A 17419-nucleotide genomic window follows, 5' to 3' on the forward strand; every position below is an offset into this window, starting at 1 on the left:
CAAGAGTTTCATCGGCCCGGGAGTGTGTCAAGGTGGGCAAGCGCCGAGGCCCCAGAGTAGGAGGAGGACGTGGAGTCCATTTAATTCTGGTTTCTCACGAAGGCCGTCAAATTTCGAGAATATCTTTCTCTTTTGTCGCCACAAGGGCATCCACCTGCTTGACGCCGTCGGAGACGGTCTCCTCGGCCTTCTTTTTCGCCCGATCGACGTCATCTGAGCTTGCGCCCCCCTCGTTCTCGATCTCGTTCAGCATGTCGAGCGCGTCGTGACGCGCCTTGCGGATGGTGACCTTGCACTCTTCGCCGTACTTTTTCGCGATCTTCACGAACTCTTTGCGGCGCTCTTCGGTGAGCGGCGGGAGCGGGATGCGAATGAGGTCTCCGTCGACCTGCGGGTTGAGCCCCAAATCGCTCTCCCGTAGAGCTTTGTCGACGGCCTTGAGCTGCGTCTTGTCCCACGGCTTGACCGTGATCAGACGAGGCTCCGGCACGTTGATGTTGGCCATCTTGCTTAGCGACGTCGGCGTTCCGTAATAATCGACGCGGATGCTCTCGAGCAGGTTCGGGTTCGCGCGCCCCGCACGTAATTTCGCCAGATCGCGTCGAAGCGCGTCGTGCGCCCGGCCGATGGCTCCGAATAGCTCTTTGTGTATGTCCTCCAGCATCGCGCGGTCCTTTTCGCGGGCCCACGCAGCTGCGGGGCCAAATCAGGTGAGAAGAGGCACCTTAGCGCCATTCGACCCGGGACTTCCAGCCCGGATTGTTGGCTTTGCCATGGACGAGGTAAGACACTCGGGTGGTGAACCCTCGTTTTGGCTGGCGATTTTCCTTTTGTCTGGCTTGCCTCGTCTCCCTGTTCATGGCCCTCGCCGGCGGCCTGGGGTGCAAGAAATCGGATGCCACGCCCGATGCCGGGCAGGTAGCGGAGCCGCCGGTCCCCGCGCCCGAAGGGCTTTTGGCCGAGGCGGTGGTGGTCGACCCCAACGGCTCATGGGGTAAAGTTCAGCGCGGTACGGGTGGGGCGCTCTCGCTCATGCCCATGACCTTGGGCGGTCTGGTCACCTCGCTCGCCTCCCTCGACCCTGCGCTCGGGCCGGAAATCGATGGGACCGGGCCCGCGTTCGGCGCTTTGGCCGCGGGGCCCTCGGGGATGGAGAGCATCGGGTACGCGATCGCGGTGCACCTCCTCGACGAGCGCCGCACGCGCGGCACCCTGTTCGAAGGGCCCAACGCGCGCTACGCAGGCCGCGATGCCGCGGGTCTGACCTTGCTCGTCCCCAAGGCCGGGGCGCCCTTGCCGGTGGCCATCGCCCTGGCGCGCGGCGGGTTTCTGGTCCTGGCGCGCAACGAAGCCGATCTCGCCCGGCTCGGGCCTTACGTTGCGCGGACCTTGCCCGCGCGGCCGCTCCCCACGGGCTCCATCGTGATCGACGTGCCGCGCTCCGCCTTCACCGGACCGCTCGCGCCGTACCTCGCGTCACTCTGGTCGTCGTTTCGCGCGGAGATGGAGCAGAAGGACGCGCGCATGCGCGAGGCGCACGGCGGCAAGGCGCCCGACTTCGGCGATCCGCGCGCCATCGTGGAGATGAGCGACGCCTTCGTGAAAAGCAAGATGGGGATCTTGGGCGACCTTTCGCGCGCCCGCATCGTCATCGACGCCATCGACGAGGGGATCCGCGTGGTGGCCACCCTCGTTCCCGTCGCGGGCGATGGGCCGGCGGCGCGCGCGGTGCGTGCGATGCGCGTGGGCGACGCCGCCCCGCTGCTGGACGTGCCCAAGGCCTCGTCCATGGCGCTGCTCCTCCGAAGCGACGCGGAGGAGCGCAAGGAGACGGCGCACGATGCCGCGCAGGCCGTGATCAAGGCGCTGGGCGAGCGCATCGATGCAGACGGTCGCGAAAAGCTCGAGCGCGCGCTGGGCGATTGGGCGAAGGGGAGGGGCGATGACGTCTCCGGCGCTTGGCTCGGGGGCGAGCGCGGTGGATTGCTCGTGCGCGCGCCGGTGGCCGACGCGGAGAGCGCGGCGCGCGGGCTTCGCGGCTTGGTGGGCCTCGGCGAAAAGACCGCGTTCAAAGGCCCGCTGGAGACGTTCCTTCACGTGCAGAAGACGACGTCGTCGCAAGTCGACGTGCCTGGGCTCGGCAAGGTCGACCTGGTGCTGCTGACCCGCGGCGAGGCCAAGGACGCGAAAAGCGTGAAAGACGCGAAGGACGCGAAGGACGCAAAAGACCCGAAGGCGCTTTCGGCGCGTGTTCCGCCAGGCGGCGCGGGGCGGGGGGCATTGGCCGGGCCCGCGCAAGCTGGCGTGGCGTGGGCCATTGGCTCGAGCGCTCCCGATGCCGCGGCGCCGGCGCCGATTCAGGTGGCGCTGGCGGAGGATCCCATCGCGCTCCTCCGCGACGTGACCGAGAACCCGGGCAAGGCGGGGCAGGACGCCGACGTCGCGGCGGCCGTCAAGCGGCTCGGGTCCAAGGTGACCTTGGCGTTGGTGATGCGGCGCACGGCCATCGAGCCCGCGCGGTCGGGTGGTGGGCTTGCGCTCGTGGTGGGGTGGGGGCGCGAAGCGAATGACGGGAGCGACGCTCGCGCTTATCTCGAAGCGAGCCATGCCTTGGTGCGCGAAGGGATTCGACGCTTGGGTGGCTTTTGACGAGTGAACGAGTACCCTCGTTCGCGCATGTCTCGCCCGGGGTTCGATGAAGTGGTGCTGCTCACGGGGTATCCCTCCTTCAGCGCGCGCAAAATATGTGAAGAGATCCTGCTGTCGCCGAAGACCTTGGTGCACGCGGTGGTTCGCTCGAAGTCGACGGCCGACGCCATGGCGGCGCTCGACACCTTGCCGCTCGATCAGCGAAGGCGGGTCAACCTGCTCGAGGGCGACGCCGCCGCGATGGACCTCGGCCTCTCGGGCAAGGAGCTCGGCACCATCGTCAAGGAGGTGGACCGCATCCACCACGCCGCCGAGGTCTCGTACCTCGGGGTGGACACCTCGATGGCCGAGCAGATCAACGTGGTCGGCGCGCGCGAGATCCTGGAGATCGCCGAGGCGTGCTCGGACTTGAAGTGCCTCGTCTTCCACTCGACGGCCGCCGTCTCCGGCGATCGCGCTGGCTTCGTCAAGGAGGACGAGCTCGACAAGCAACAAGGCTTCCGCAACGTGGTCGAGCAGACGAAGGCGCGCGCCGAGCGCATGATGCGGGCCGCGATGCCGCGCGTGCCCATCGCGGTGGTGCGGCCATCCATCGTGGTGGGCGACTCGCAGACCGGGGAGGTCGATCGCTTCGACGGACCGTACATCCTCATTTTGCTCATGGTCACCTCCCCGCCGGACTTCGCGCTGCCCTTGCCGGGGCGCGGCGATTCGCCGCTTCATCTGGTCCCCATCGACTACGTGGCCAAGGCCGCGCGCGCCATCGGGCTCGATCCGCGCAGCCCCGGGCGCACCTTCCACATCGTCGACCCGCACCCCCTGACCGCGCGCCACATCTTCGAGCTGGTGGCCCGCGCGGGCGGACGTCGATTGCCGCGCGGCTTCATCCCCGCCAACTTGACGAAGGCGCTCCTGCGCACCCCGGGGCTCGACCGCTTCGCCAAGAGCCCGCGCGCCTTCCTCGATGCGCTGGCCACGCCGGTGGTCTACGGCACCGCGAACACCGACGAGGTTCTGGCGGGGACGGGGATCCAGTGCCCGCCGTTCGAGAGCTATGTCGAGCGCTTGGTGGAGTTCGTGCAAGTGCGGCTTCGTGAGAAGCGCGAGAAGAAGCTCGCCGATCGCGAGCTCGAGGATCCGCTGGGATGAGCGGCCGCGAACCGAAGGACCATCTGCGCGCGCCGGGCGTGACGAGCACGCCGAGCGTGAAGAGCGTGCCGCCCGCCATCGGGCCGGGGATGATCACCCGGCAAGTCCGTGTGCGCACGCGCGACGTCGTCTTCCTCAAGGGGATCGTGGAGGCGCTCGAGGGCGTCGCCCAAGTGTTCGCCGAGCGCGGCGGCGATCTGACCATCGCCGCGCCGGCCGGCCGTGAGCGCGAGCTCGACGGAATCATCGACGATCTTTGCCGGGAGCTCGGCGCCATGCGCGTCGATCCGCCCGCGCCCTCGTCCACCTAGTACACTCGCCGTACGCGCGGACGCACGTACGCGCGGCACCCGCAGCAGCGCACTCGGTCATCCTCGTCACCACGGTGAAATATGCCCTCGCTCATCACGTCGTACATCAACGGAAAGTCCGTCGCCGGCACCGCCGGTAAGCTCACCTCCACCAACCCCGCGCAGATCGCAGACGTCGTCGCCGAGGTGTCGCTGGCGAACGAAGCCGAGTTCGCGCAGGCGTTCGCCGCCGCCAAGAGCGCGCAAAAAGCGTGGGCCCAGACCCCCGCGCCGCGCCGCGGCCGCGTGATCGCCGCCGTTGGAAAGCTGGTGGAGGCGAACAAAGAGGCGCTGGCTGCCTTGGTCACGCGCGAGGTCGGAAAGCCCTACGCCGAGTCCTTGGGCGAGGTGCAAGAGATCATCGACACGTGCGACTTCTTCCTCGGCGAGGGGCGAAGGCTCTACGGGCACACGGTGCCCTCCGAGATGCCCGACAAGCAGCTCTTCACGTTCCGCGTTCCGGTGGGCGTGGCCGCGATCATCACCGCGGGCAATTTCCCGGTGGCGGTGCCCGCGTGGTACCTGGTGCCCGCGCTCCTCTGCGGCAACGCGGTGGTGTGGAAACCGGCGGAGTACGCGTCGGCGTTGGGCGATGCGCTCACCCGCCTCTTCGTCGCCGGCGGCGTGCCCGCGGGGGTGCTCAACACGGTCCACGCCGACGGCGCCACCACGTACCGGGCCCTGGAGGCCGCGCTCGAGCAAGCGCAGCTCCAGAAGATCGGCTTCACCGGCTCGACGGAGGTCGGTCGCCGCATCGGCGAGCTCGCCGGGCGGCACCTGCAAACGCCGTGTCTGGAGCTGGGCGGAAAGAACCCGCTGGTGGTGATGCCCGACGCCGATCTGGATCTCGCGGCCGAGGGCGCGCTCTTCTCCGGCTTCGGCACCGCCGGCCAGCGCTGCACGTCGCTCGGCGTGGCGCTGGTGCACGACAGCGTCTACGACGCGTTCCTCTCCCGCTTCGTGTCGCGCGTCGCCTCGGCGGTCATCGGCGATCCGACGAACCGCGCGGTGCTCTACGGTCCGCTGCTCTCATCGCGGTTCCTCGAGTCGTTCGAGCAGTGGATGGCGCACATTGGGCCGCACCACCAGGTGCACGGCTCCACCGGCCGCGGGCGCATCACCGCCAAGAACCCGCGCACCGGCTTCGTCGGCGATCCGGAGGCCGGCTACTACGCGCACCCCTCCATCGTCACCGGCGTGCGCGCGGACGACGCGCTCTACCGCAACGAGACGTTCGGCCCCCTCGTGTCGGTGATGCGCTTCTCGTCCTTCGACGAGGCCATCGAGCTCGCGAACGGCCACGGCTACGGGTTGTCCTCCGCGATCTACACGCGCAACCCCGTTCACGCGTTCCAGTTCCGCGAGCGCGTATCGGCGGGCATGGTCAGCATCAACAACTCCACCTCCGGCGCCGAGGCGCACCTCCCCTTCGGCGGCAACGGCAAATCCGGCAATGGCTCGCGCCAATCGGGCGTGTGGGTGCTCGACCAATTCACGCGCTGGCAATCGACCAACTGGGATTACGCCGGCAAGCTGCAAAAGGCGCAAATGGATATCGAGGAGCCCACGGTCGACGCGGGGTTCCGTCTCTAGGCGAAGGGTCGAGAGATAAACCGCCAGGGCGCAAGGGCCGCCAGCAGAAGAAGGAAGGGAGAGATGGACGAGCATCCATGTTCACTCTCCCTTGGCGCTCCGGCGCCCTGGCGGTTTCCAATTTTTGGCTGCGCTAGAACCCGCCGTTGCGATCGTCGTCGTCCGGAAGATCCGGCGGATCGATCACGGCGGGCAATGTGCCCGTGTCGTTCGGGAGCACCACGATGGGGAGCGCAGGGAGCTGCGCCGTGTCGCCCGCCAGGACGGCGTCGGTGACGGCGGGGAGCGCGCCCGTGTCGGTGACGCCGTGGATGTCGAGCGGCGCGCCGTGCTCGTGGTGCGCGTCGGGTGGCGGCGGAAGGCTCGATGCGGTGCCCAGCGCGTTCTTGTGATCCAGAAAGCGCAAGGTTCCGGGGCCGCCGGCGCGCTCCAGCACGGCGCGCAGATCGCCGGGGAGGGGCGCTTCGATGATCAGGCGCAGCCGCGTGGCCGGGTGATCGCACTCGAGCCGCACGCAGTGCATGAAGGTTCGATCGAGGCCGTTTCGCTCCTCGAAGAAGCGGTTCGTCGGCGCATGGCCGTAGCGATCGTCGCCGAGCACCGCGTGCCCGATGGCCGCCAGGTGCCGCCGGATCTGGTGCGTGCGCCCCTGCTCCGGGATGACCCGAAGCACGCTGTGCCCGCTGGCCACCGCCAGGCGCCGGTAGCGCGTGCGCGCCGGGTGCGAGACGCCGTCCTCGCGCAGATCGCGGGTGATGGCGCCCTTGGAGGGCGTGATTCCGCGCACCCCGACCACATAGATTTTGCGGGCCGTCGGGCTCGCAAAGGCGGCGGACCAGCGCGCCACCAGCTCGGGCCTTCGCACGAACAGAACGAGCCCGCTGGTGCCCACGTCGAGGCGGTGCACCGGCACGGCCTCCTCCGCGCCCGGGATCTTTCGCACGCGCACCACCAGCGACCCGCGGTACTCGCCTTGCGGCGTGGTCGGCTCGTACGGGCCCTTGTCGACGACCAGCACCTCTTCGTCTTCATAGACGACCCGCGCGCGCGGGACCGCGCTGCGACGCAGGATGGCGACCGTCTCCACCTCGTCGGTGAGCGGGATCATGTCGAGCGGGCGCAGGTGCGTGGTGGTGAAACCAAGGCGCGTAAAGTGGTCGAGATCGCGCGCCAGGGTATCGGGATCGCACGAGACGTACGCGATGCTCTCCACGTCCAGCCGCGAGAGCAGCTCGCGCGCCACCGGGCTCATACCCCGCCGCGGCGGATTCACCACCGCCGCGGTAAAGCGCGCGCCGCGCTGACCGAGCGTGCGCAAGGTGCCCGCCACGTCGCCGCACTCGGCCTCGAGCGGCAGCTGCTGCATCTCGGCAGCCGCTTTGGCCTGCGCCACCGCGGGCGCAAAGGACTCGACCAAGCGCACCTCGGCCCCTGCGGCCGCGAGGCTCAGCGCAATGGCGCCGGAGCCGCCATAGAGATCCAGAATGCGCGGGCGCGGCCCGCCCGGCGGGCCAGGGGGCTTCCCACCGAGGAGCGCGGCGGCCAGCATGCGGTGCACGCGGGCGGCTTGCTCGCGGTGCGCCTGCACGAACGAGCCGAAGGTGGCCAGGTGCGTGGAGTCGCCCACGCGATCGGGGGCCGATGTGGCGCCCCGCAAAACCACCGTTTCGTTGCCCAGGATTTGCGGCGCCTCGCCCTCGTGAAAATTGGCGGCCACGCCTGCGAGGAGCGGTTCCTCCGACACCAGCTCCGCCGCCGCCGCACGCAGGTGCGCGAGATCCGCTACCCGGGAGCGCTGCAGCACGAGCGTCAAAAGCACCCGCGACGGCCCCTCCAATGTTTCGCGCACCTCGCGCAGGTCCACGGCGCGCAGCGCGCCCGTGCCGATGACATCGAAGGGCGCGAGCGGCCCGCGCCGCGCTTCATCGCGGCCGACGATGCGCCGCAGCAACGCGGCCACCCGGGCCAGCGAAGGTGAGAGCACTTGGCAATTCGGAATGTCGACGATCTGGTGTCCGCCCCCTTTGGCATACAGCCCGATCTTGCCCCCCGGCGCGACAATGAGCTTTGCCCGCGTGCGGTACTCGGTGATGGAGTCGGCAAAGATGACCGGCTCCGTATAGAGCAGCTCGAGCGCCGAATACCGTGCAACCGACTGCACCACGCGCCCGCGCTTCAGCGAAAGCTGCTCGCCGTACGAGAGCCCGATGATGGGACAGCCGCCGCAAGGCTCGGCGTGTTCGCACAGCACGCGCAATCGTGCGTGCGTACTCGGCGCGGGGAGGGGTGCGGACTCTAAACGCGACGCCATGGTGAATCCCTAACGATAGCATAAGCAGAAAACGCTTCTCCACCTGAAACCATCCGGTCCGTCCAAGTGGGATGTCGGGACCACTCCACGACGAAGGGGGAGAAGGGAAGAGGATCGGTATCCGTATAAGGCGTGCGGCAACGAATGGAGACCTCCGCGCCGACAGAGCTCATGGAGACCGACCGGAGAAATGGCAGGCAGCGGAAACCGCTGCGGGCACGGCCGCGGCCGAATATGGGCAGCGTGCACGGAAATGGGACGGATGCAACGGCTGCGGGCGCCGTGAAGGGGATTTCCACTCCTACGAAACCAACGTCGGCGCCTTCCGTAGTGGTGGGTATGATAGAAGGGCGACGGTGCAGGACGAGCGGCGACCGCAGGAGGCTGGGCTCGACCTTGCGATGGACCGCTACGCGCAAGGCGATGACGCGGCCTTCGCGCAGGTCTACGACGAGCTTGCGCCTCGGCTTTACGGCTACCTGCTGCGGCAGACGCGCTCGCGCGAGCGGGCCGAAGATTTGGTGCAGCAGACGTTTTTGCGGATTCATCGGGCGCGAGGTCATTTCATGGCGGGGTCCGCAGTGACGCCTTGGGCCTTTGCCATTGCGCGACGGTTGCTCATCGATAGTGTGCGCCGAGGTCGTCGGGAGGTTCTCGGGTTCGAGGAGGACGAGGACGTTGGCGCCGAGACCGCCGGCACCGAGGTCGATCCCGAAGCTTGGGCCCGCGCCAACGAGGCTGCACGGACCCTCGGCCGCGAGCTGGCGCGGCTGCCCGAAAACCAACGGGTCGCATTCGAGCTGGTCAAGCAAGAGGGGCTCTCCCTTCGCGAGGCGGCCGCCGTGCTCGGCACCACCGTCGCCGCCGTCAAACTTCGCGCACACCGCGCGTACACCGCGCTCCGAGTCTCGCTGGGGGGCAGCGTGCTCGACGAGCAACCCGAAGGAAAAGAGACGCCATGATCTCCACGCGTCCCTCCCAAAAGCCCTCGTCGGATCTGCGCGCGCGCGTCCTGGCCGTCGCGCGGCAGACGCCCTCACCCAGCCGCGCCCGGGTCACCTGGGCGACGCGCTGGCTCGTGCTCGCCGCGGTGGTCTCCTCGCTCGCCGTCTTCTTCGCCTTGGGCGGATTTCAGCTGGGTAATCGGCCGGTGCCCTACGTGTACGCGACCACCGCGGGATGGGCCGTTCTCGCGCTGGTCGGCTTCCGCATCGCGTTCGTGCGGTCGCGCCGATCGATGCTGGGCCCCGCGCGGCAGTCGCTCGTGGCGCTCGCGGCCGGCATGCCGGTGGCGCTCCTCCTCTTTTCGCTCGTCTGTTGCAGCATCTGGCCCGAGGTGCAGCTCCTGGACGCACCGTTGTGGGGTTACCTCGCGTGCTTTGGATCGACGTCCATCATGGGCACTCTGCCGCTGGTGGCGCTGGCGATCGCGCGCCGCGGATCCGATCCCGTACATCCGCGCGCAACCGGCGCCGCCCTGGGTGCCGCCATGGGCGTATGGGGAGGCACGTTGATCGACCTGCATTGCCGGTGCGCGACGTTGCCCCACATCGCCTTCTCGCACGTCCTCCCCATGGTCGTCCTCGCGATCGTGGGAGCCGTCGTCGCGCCGCGCGTTTTGGGGTTTTGACCGCGAAAACGTCATGCGTTGAACGCAATCGACGAATGGCACGTGGCGACGATCGATTCGATTGTCGTCGAATTGACCATTTGTTGATGAATGCCAATCGAATAAATGATACTGAAATAGTCGTAGCTCAGCGGAGCGAACGAACAATCGATCGAACGGCTCGCGCCCACGGCCCATCGATCATTTGCGTATTTTCGCGCTGAGCGTGCTTGCGACTCCTCTTCATGATTGGGGGCCCGATCTTCCATTGGAGATCGTCTCGGACGTCGCCTTACCCATCGCACCAAGACCCTCACCACTCGGGAGGCCACACTCATGAAGATCACGGTACGATCCCACCGGCGGGCGACGTTCGCGCTGCTCCCGATCCTCGCATGCGCACCCTTGGCTTGCTCGGGAGGCTCCGATGCCGCGGGCCAGGATCCCGCTCGGCCTCCCGCGGTCGGAGACCCTGTCGAAGTCGTGGCGCGCGATGGGATTTCCCTGGCGCCCACGTATATCAAAGGAAATTTGGGCACCGCCCGCGCCGCGGCGGCGGTCGAATCGGTGGCCTCGCTCCTCGGCGCCCGCACATCGCGCTTCGAGCTCGCGAGCTCCGTTCGCGACGGCGCCGTTCATGATCGCTATACGCAATTCAGGAATGCACGGATCGTTTTGGGTGGCGAATTGGTGGTGCATAGCCGGAATGGTGTCATCTACGCGGCCAACGGCGACGGGCTCGGCGATCTCCCGGCGCCGGCCGAGGCCGCGATCGCCATATCGGCCCCCGCCGCCATATCGGCCGCCGTTTCCATCTATGCCCCCGAGCAGTACGCGGCCGCCGGCGCGAAGACGGAGCTCGCGTACCGCCGCGCCGCGAATGGCAAGGAGCTGCTCCTCGTTCATACGATCACGGTGACCGGCGCCCAAACGGACGGCACCCCCATCGTGGATACCGTGCTCGTCGACGCGGTGAGCGGCTCCATCGTCGATCGCATTCCGACCATTCATACGGCGCGCAATCGGGAGCTCCACGATTTGAAGAACAAAACATCGCTGCCGGGGGCGACGGTGCGGATCGAGGGGCAGGAGCCTACGTCGGATTCGGTGGTCAATACCAATTACGACCGATTGGGCACCACCTACGACGCCTACAAAGAGCTCTTTGGCCGCGACTCGCTCGACGACGCCGGCGGCAAGTTGATTAGCTCGGTCCACTACAGCACCAATTACAACAACGCCTATTGGAACGGGCGGCAGATGGTGTACGGCGACGGCGACGGTCGCACCTTCTCGAACCTGGCCAACTCGCTCGACGTGACCGCCCACGAGCTGACCCACGGTGTGACCTCGAAGACCTCGAACCTCACCTACTCGGGCGAATCCGGCGGCCTGAACGAGGCCATGTCCGACATCTTCGGCAATGTGGTCGAGTATTACGGCGCCGGAAAGGTCGTCAGCGACGATACGTGGAAGGTGGGCGAGGACGTGTACACGCCCTCCACCGCTGGCGATGCCCTTCGCTATTTGAACGATCCGGCCAAGGACAAACGGTCGCTCGACTACTATCCCGATTACTCCTCGGGGGTCGATGTGCACTACAGCTCGGGGATCGCCAACCTCGCCTTCTACCTTTTGTCCCAGGGCGGCACCCACCCGCGCGGCAAGACCGACGTCAAGGTGACGGGCATCGGCATCGAGAAGGCGGCCCAGGTCTTCTACCGCGCCAACACCACGATTTTCACCTCGTCCACCTCGTTCGCCAACGCCAAGACCTGGACGGAGCAGGCCGCCAAGGAGCTCGGCTACACGGACGACGAGGTCACCTCCGTGCGCAACGCCTGGCTGGCCGTTGGCGTCGGCACCGAGTAGACGCTGGGCCGAGCAGGCGTCGCACCGGGCAAGCGCGCGCGGAACGAACGCTGCGCCGAGCGCGTGCGCGCGGAACGAACGCTGCGCCGAGCGCGTGCGCGCGGAACGAACATCGCGCCGAGCGCGTGCGCGCGGAACGAACGCTGCGCCGAGCAAACGGCGGGCGCCGCGCTGAGCTGTCCAGCACGCCCCCGCATCCGCTAGTATGAGCCGCTGGCGGATGCGCATTGCCCTTCTTTATCCACCTCCCTGGAAGATTGCAGCGCGCGAGGAAACGCGCGACCACGGTCGCGACGGACCCCCGCCGGGGCATCGGCCGCAGGATCTCGACGCGGATTTTTACCAGACGCCCTACGGCCTTTTCACGTTGGGGGCCGAGGCCTTGCGCGCCGGGCATCGGGTCAAGGTGCTCAACCTCTCCGCCTATGCGTGGACCGCGGTCGAAGCGATCCTCCAGGGCCTGGACGCGGACGTCTTCGGCATGTCGTGCTGGACGGCCAACCGACGCGGCGTGGCGCTGGCGGCGCGCGCCATCCGCACCTACCACCCCAAGGCGCACATCGTGGTGGGCGGACCGCACGCCACGCCGTTTGCGAAGGAAATGTTGGAGCACTACCCCGAGATCGACACGGTGTCGCTCGGCGAGAGCGACGCCACGTTCCTGGAGCTGATCGGGCGGCTCGAGCTCGGTCAGCCCACCGCGGGCATCGCCGGGACGATGTACCGCGCCGGCGGCGTGGTGCAGAAGGGGCCCGAGCGTCGCGCGATCCACGATCTCGACACCTTGGCCTCGCCCCACGACTATTTCGATACGCACATCGTGATGACCTCGCGTGGCTGCCCCTGGGCGTGCACCTTCTGCGGCGCGGAGACCACGTGGGGCCGCGGCTTTCGCGGTCACTCGGTCCGCTACACGCTCGACGCCATCGAGCGCCTGCTCGCGCGGCTGCCCGTGAAGATGGTGCAGATCAAAGACGACACCTTCACGACCAACAAGAAGCGCGTGCTGGAGCTTTGCCACGGCATCCGCGAGCGGGGCCTCCAATTTTTCTGGAGCTGCGACACCCGCGTGGATCTGCTGACCGAGCCGCTCTTGCGCGAGATGCGCTTGGCCGGCTGCCAGCGTTTGAGCCTGGGGGTGGAGTCGGGCTCGCAGACCATTTTGGATGCCATCGACAAGAAGATCACGCCCGACGAGATCCTCGAATCGACCGAGATGGCCAAGCGGGTCGGCATCAAGGTTCGCTACTACATGATGCTCGGCAACCGCGGTGAGACCGAGCAGACCTTCCGCGAGACCCTCGACTTCCTCGATCGCGCCAAGCCCCACGAGTACATCTTCTCGTGCTTGTCGATCTACCCGGGCACGCGCGACTTCCACGACGCCGAGGAGGCCGGCTTCGTCGATCGCGAGGTCTTCTTCACCGAGACCTTCCAGGAGCTCAAGACCCCGTTCGACGCCTCCGAAGAGGACACGCAGCGGATGAACGCGTGGTTCTTCGCCAACAGCGGTCTACGGGTGGTGCATCGCGACAACGTGGCCGACTACCGCGCCATTTTGGAGCGCCTCGGCGACTACCACGCGGCGCACATGGATCTGGGCGCGGCGCTCTACCACGCGGGGGATCTGGATGGCGCCGAGCACCATGTCCGCCGCGCCCTCGAGCTGGGGTATCCGTTGCCGGGGCTCGTCTACAACCACCTCGCGTGCATCGCCAAGGCGCGCGGCGATCTCGATGGCATGATGAACCACTTCAGCCACGCCGCGAAGGTCGATCCGCAGCACTACGTCCTCATCCAAAACGTGAACGCGGCGCGCGCGTGGTTCAAGCAAGGCGGCCCGGGCCGGAATCTCCCGCTGTCGCTCTCGGTGCGCCATGATTTTCAGCTGCTCGAGCGCACCGTGCAGCCCACCTTGCCCGGCCCTCTGCCGGAGGATTGGAAGACGTGGAGCGCGGTGCCCGCACGAGCCCAGCCGAGCGCGACGTACTTGAGGACCCCCGATGTGGAAGGGAGCCAACACGTGCTCAAGACGCGCACCCGGCTGAAGGTCGTCGTTTAGTCGCGGTCCTCGCTTATTTCCGCTCCACCGCCACGAACTGCGTGGCGCCCTCGCGCCGCACCTTGAGGAGCACCGTGCCCTTGGGCGCCGACTGCAGCGCCTTGATCGCCTCCGTGGTGTTGCCCACGGGCTGGCGATTCACCTCCACGATCACGTCGCCCGGCATGAGCAGCTCGTCGGCCGCGCCCCCCGGTTGAACGCGCTGCACCTGCGCGCCGCCGCCGCGCGAGTCTCCGAGCACCAGCCCATAGCCTCCGGGGCCGCTCGGCGCGCTGGACGGGGCGGCCTCGGTGGCCACCGCCTCGTCCTTCAATTGATCGAGCGTGACGTCCACCGTTTGGGTGCTCTTGTTGCGCAGCACCTTGAGCGACACCTTCGAGCCCGGCGCATGCCGCGCGACCACCCGCGGGAGCTCGTGCGCATCGTCCACCGTTTCTTTGCCGACCTCGAGGATCACATCGCCGGAGCGCAAGCCCGCGCGCTCCGCAGGTCCGCCCGGCTCCACGTCACCCACCAGCGCGCCCGTGGGCCGCTCGAGCCCCAGCGCCTTGGCCAAGGTCGGGTCCATGCTCTGGATGCCCACGCCCAAACGCCCGCGCGCCACATGCCCGGTGCGGAGGAGCTGCGGCAGCACTTCCTTCAATGCATCGATGGGGATCGCAAAGCCGATGCCCCGGCCTTGCGGGTTGATGGCGGTGTTGATGCCGATCACTTGCCCCCGCAAATCGAACAGCGGTCCGCCGCTGTTGCCGGGGTTGATCGACGCGTCGGTTTGAATGAAGTCATCGTAGGGCCCCGCACCAATCGACCGCCCTTTGGCGCTCACGATGCCCATGGTCACCGTGTGCCCGAGCCCGAACGGATTGCCGATCGCCACCACGTACTCGCCCACGCGAAGCTTTTCGCTCGACCCGAGCGCGGCGACGGGGAGCTCGTTCACGTTCTTGATCCCTTGCAGCTCGAGCACGGCCAAGTCGAGCCGCGTATCGCGTCCGACCACCTTGGCATCGAGCTCGCGATCGTCGGCGAGGCGGACCCGGACCCGGTTCGCGTCCTCCACCACGTGCGCATTGGTGGCGACGTGCCCGCTGCCATCGATGATGAACCCCGTTCCGAGCGCGCGCTGGCGGGTGACGCCTTCTCCGCCGCCCCCGCGCGGCCCGGGGCTGCCGCGCTGCGGCATTGCGCCGCCAAAGGGATCGAAAAAGTCGAACGGGAAGGGGCTCCGGCGCGTCTTTACATCGTGCATGGCCACGATGTTCACGACCGAGGGGTTCACCTTGGCCACCAAGGTGGCGACATCGGGTGCGCCTGCAAGCACCGGCGGGCTGGCAAACGGCGCCGGGCTCTGCGTTGCCGAGCCCTGCTGCGCGGAAGATGCGGAAGATGATGAAGGCGGAGGCGCCGCGGCGTGGGCAGGCTGGCAACCAAGGCTCAGCGAAAGGAGCAGCGGCAAAAACGGTACAGCGCTGGAAACAACACGAGTGGCTTGCAACATGGTGGGTTCTCGATCGAAAGTGATCAGCACTCCTTGGTCCCCGAAACAAGGAGGATGGGCGGTTCCTTCCCTGCGTACTCGGCACACGTACGCCTGCGGATAACGTGTGCAGGTCCAGTGGCGACGCGGGCTTCCCTAGGGTAAAATGTAGGTCGCGCTGGACCTCGCTGGCGCGGGGCTTTGGGTGCTCTTCACGCGAAACACACGGGATCTCGTCGTCCCGTCGAGGTGAAGCGATGTTGACGAAGGATCCGCTGGGTGCGGCCGAGCAAATCGTCATGCTGGAGGAGCTGGCCTCGTCCGTTCGTCACGATCTGCGCAACCGGTTGGGAAATATCCGCAACGCCGCGTTCTGGCTCCGCCGCCGCTTCGAAGGCGTGCGCGAGTCCGAGGACCCCCGCGTCGCCACCTTCTTTTCCCTCATCGACGAAGAGGTCTTCGCCGCCGACGGCCTCCTCGAGCGCCTCCACGAACGTTTTCCTCCGGACCACGCCCTCGCCGACATCGATCCTCTGGTCGCCGTCGATCAAGCCGTAAAGTTCGTGCGCCTCGGTGACCTCGGCGGCCTGGGTGGCCTCGGCGGCGACGCCAACGGAGGCGAAAGCAACGGCGCGAGCCACCCGAACATCGAGGTCGTGGCCGAACACGATCCGCTCGCCCGCACCCGCTCCGACGCCCTGGTGATGGCCCTCTGCGCGGGAGGCGAAGCCCCCACCAACGGCTCCACCGTCGAATCGGCCCCCGGCGAAATCGCCGTCGTCGTCCGCGCCCTCATCGAGCTTCGCGCCAAAGAGATGGAACAAATGGACTGCGGCGGCCGCATCACCGTCCGCACCCACCGCGAAGCAAACCGCCTCACCATCTCCGTCCCTGCACCATCCGAGCGTCAGGGGGTCTGGATTGATATTGCGCGCCGCACGGCGCTCAAGTGCGGCGGCTCCTTTGCGTGGAGCGAGCACCACGGCGAGCCATGCGCTGCGCTGACGTTCCCGCTGGGGGCGCGGCGATCGCTGCTGATTGGCTTGCCGCGGCCGGCGGGGGAGTAGGGGGTAGCCCGCCGTAGGCAATAGAGGAGGAGACGGCGGAGCGGAAGTGGTCGGCCAAGGGCCGGAAAGCTCAGCGGATCTTGGCTTGACGGAATCCGGGAAGACGGAAAGATTGCGCGCATGTACACGGTGCGGGACTTCGGCGACATGATCGCGGACCGGGTGCGGACGGAGAGCTACGAGGCTGCGCTTCGCCGCACCGTAAAGCCGGGGAGCGTCGTGGTCGACGTGGGGGCAGGGACGGGGATCTTCTCGCTCCTGGCGTGCCGCTTCGGCGCGCGGAAGGTGTATGCGATCGAACCGAACCCGGCGCTCGATGTCGCGCGGGCGCTCGTCCGCGACAACGGCTTTCAGGACCGGGTGGAGTTCATCCCGAAGCTATCGACCGAGGTCGCGCTGCCGGAACAGGCGGATGTGATCGTGGCGGATCTGCGGGGGGTGATGCCGACCTTTTCAGGCAGTCTTGCTGCGCTCATCGATGCACGCTCCCGGTGGTTGCGGCCCGGGGGCGCGTTGATTCCGAAGCGGGACGTGTTTCGCGTGAGCGTCGCGGAGGCTCCCTCGTTGTACGACTCGATCGTGGCACCGTGGGAGAGGAGCCACTTTGGCTTCGACGCTTCGGCAGCACGTACCGAGGCCACGTCGGATTGGAGCTCCGATCGACGCTACCCCATCGAGCCCGAGCACCTCCTCGCGCCCGCACGGACGTGGGCGACGCTCGACTACGAGAACGACACGCGCACCGATGTCGATGGAACAGTCTCCTTGCCGATCGAGCGCAGTGGCGTTGGGCATGGGCTCGTCGTCTGGTTCGACGCGATCCTGACCGACGAGGATCGCTTCTCCTCCCAGCCCGGCACGAAGTGCATCTACTCGCGCGTGCTGTTTCCTTGGCCCTCGCCGGTCGCACTCGAGGCGGGAATGACTGTCGAGGCGCGGCTCCAAGCGATCCCCGCGGCGGACGACTATGTTCACTCGTGGACCACCCGGTTCACTTCGCGCACGGAATTTCGCCAGACGAACTTCTTTTCACGTTCGAAAGGGAGCGAATTGCTGGCAGGAGAAGAACACCGACCGACAAAGCTCGGTCCGCGTGGTCTCGCGGCCCAGAGGACGTTGGAGCTTCTGGGATCCGGCGCGTCGATCGGCGAGATCGCGACCATTCTGATCGCGGCGTTCCCAAATTTCTACGGTTCGCGGGATGCCGCGCTCGTCGAGGTTCGGGCCCTTGCTGGAAAATACGCATGAGTCGGGGGTCCCGCCTCGCGCGGAGACTGCGG

13 protein-coding genes are annotated in these 17419 nt (G+C 67.5%); 10 read left to right on the forward strand and 3 right to left on the reverse strand.

The genetic code is table 11. The features are described 5' to 3' along the window. Positions 1 to 106: 106 nt before the first annotated feature. On the reverse strand, positions 107 to 664 hold the full coding sequence (frr, locus tag LZC94_08860) for a ribosome recycling factor (protein ID WXB17379.1): 558 nt from the start codon (positions 662 to 664) through the stop codon (positions 107 to 109). A gap of 134 nt (positions 665 to 798) precedes the next feature. Between frr and LZC94_08865 the strand changes: the two genes are divergently transcribed. From LZC94_08865 to LZC94_08880, 4 genes are all read left to right on the forward strand, one after another. After that, positions 799 to 2649 (forward strand): hypothetical protein, encoded by a 1851-nt coding sequence (locus LZC94_08865; GenBank protein ID WXB17380.1) that lies wholly within the window; start codon positions 799 to 801, stop codon positions 2647 to 2649. 27 nt (positions 2650 to 2676) lie between these two features. Next, positions 2677 to 3798, forward strand: a complete 1122-nt coding sequence (locus LZC94_08870) for an SDR family oxidoreductase (GenBank protein WXB17381.1) — start codon at positions 2677 to 2679, stop codon at positions 3796 to 3798. Beyond that, on the forward strand, positions 3795 to 4109 hold the full coding sequence (locus LZC94_08875) for a DUF4911 domain-containing protein (GenBank protein ID WXB17382.1): 315 nt from the start codon (positions 3795 to 3797) through the stop codon (positions 4107 to 4109). The genes LZC94_08870 and LZC94_08875 overlap by 4 nt, the downstream gene beginning before the upstream one ends. An 81-nt stretch (positions 4110 to 4190) precedes the next feature. Further along, positions 4191 to 5741, forward strand: coding sequence for an aldehyde dehydrogenase family protein (locus LZC94_08880; protein ID WXB17383.1), 1551 nt, complete (start codon positions 4191 to 4193; stop codon positions 5739 to 5741). A 133-nt stretch (positions 5742 to 5874) separates the two neighbouring features. On the opposite strand, the gene LZC94_08885 is transcribed toward LZC94_08880, so the two are convergent. Continuing rightward, positions 5875 to 8052: a pseudouridine synthase gene (locus LZC94_08885; GenBank protein ID WXB17384.1), complete on the reverse strand. Its 2178-nt coding sequence runs from the start codon at positions 8050 to 8052 to the stop codon at positions 5875 to 5877. Between the two features lie 356 nt (positions 8053 to 8408). Here LZC94_08885 and LZC94_08890 point away from each other — a divergent pair, with 356 nt between their 5' ends. The 4 genes from LZC94_08890 to LZC94_08905 all read left to right on the forward strand — a co-directional run bounded on the left by LZC94_08890 (position 8409) and on the right by LZC94_08905 (position 13595). Continuing rightward, positions 8409 to 9014, forward strand: a complete 606-nt coding sequence (locus LZC94_08890; protein WXB17385.1) for an RNA polymerase sigma factor — start codon at positions 8409 to 8411, stop codon at positions 9012 to 9014. Next, positions 9011 to 9682: a DUF1109 domain-containing protein gene (locus tag LZC94_08895; GenBank protein WXB17386.1), complete on the forward strand. Its 672-nt coding sequence runs from the start codon at positions 9011 to 9013 to the stop codon at positions 9680 to 9682. Before LZC94_08890 ends, LZC94_08895 begins: the two co-directional genes overlap by 4 nt. Positions 9683 to 9997: 315 nt before the next feature. After that, on the forward strand, positions 9998 to 11533 hold the full coding sequence (locus tag LZC94_08900; protein WXB17387.1) for a M4 family metallopeptidase: 1536 nt from the start codon (positions 9998 to 10000) through the stop codon (positions 11531 to 11533). A gap of 220 nt (positions 11534 to 11753) precedes the next feature. Continuing rightward, on the forward strand, positions 11754 to 13595 hold the full coding sequence (locus LZC94_08905) for a radical SAM protein (protein ID WXB17388.1): 1842 nt from the start codon (positions 11754 to 11756) through the stop codon (positions 13593 to 13595). Positions 13596 to 13608: 13 nt separating this feature from the next. Here the strand turns inward: LZC94_08905 and LZC94_08910 are convergent, their stop codons facing one another. Then, positions 13609 to 15093: a Do family serine endopeptidase gene (locus LZC94_08910; GenBank protein WXB17389.1), complete on the reverse strand. Its 1485-nt coding sequence runs from the start codon at positions 15091 to 15093 to the stop codon at positions 13609 to 13611. Between the two features lie 236 nt (positions 15094 to 15329). Here LZC94_08910 and LZC94_08915 point away from each other — a divergent pair, with 236 nt between their 5' ends. Further along, positions 15330 to 16139, forward strand: coding sequence for a hypothetical protein (locus tag LZC94_08915; protein WXB17390.1), 810 nt, complete (start codon positions 15330 to 15332; stop codon positions 16137 to 16139). Between the two features lie 120 nt (positions 16140 to 16259). Then, positions 16260 to 17387: a 50S ribosomal protein L11 methyltransferase gene (locus tag LZC94_08920; GenBank protein ID WXB17391.1), complete on the forward strand. Its 1128-nt coding sequence runs from the start codon at positions 16260 to 16262 to the stop codon at positions 17385 to 17387. Positions 17388 to 17419 lie beyond the last annotated feature (32 nt).

The sequence above is a fragment of the Sorangiineae bacterium MSr11954 genome, assembly GCA_037157815.1.
Classification (GTDB): domain Bacteria; phylum Myxococcota_A; class Polyangia; order Polyangiales; family Polyangiaceae; genus Pendulispora; species Pendulispora albinea.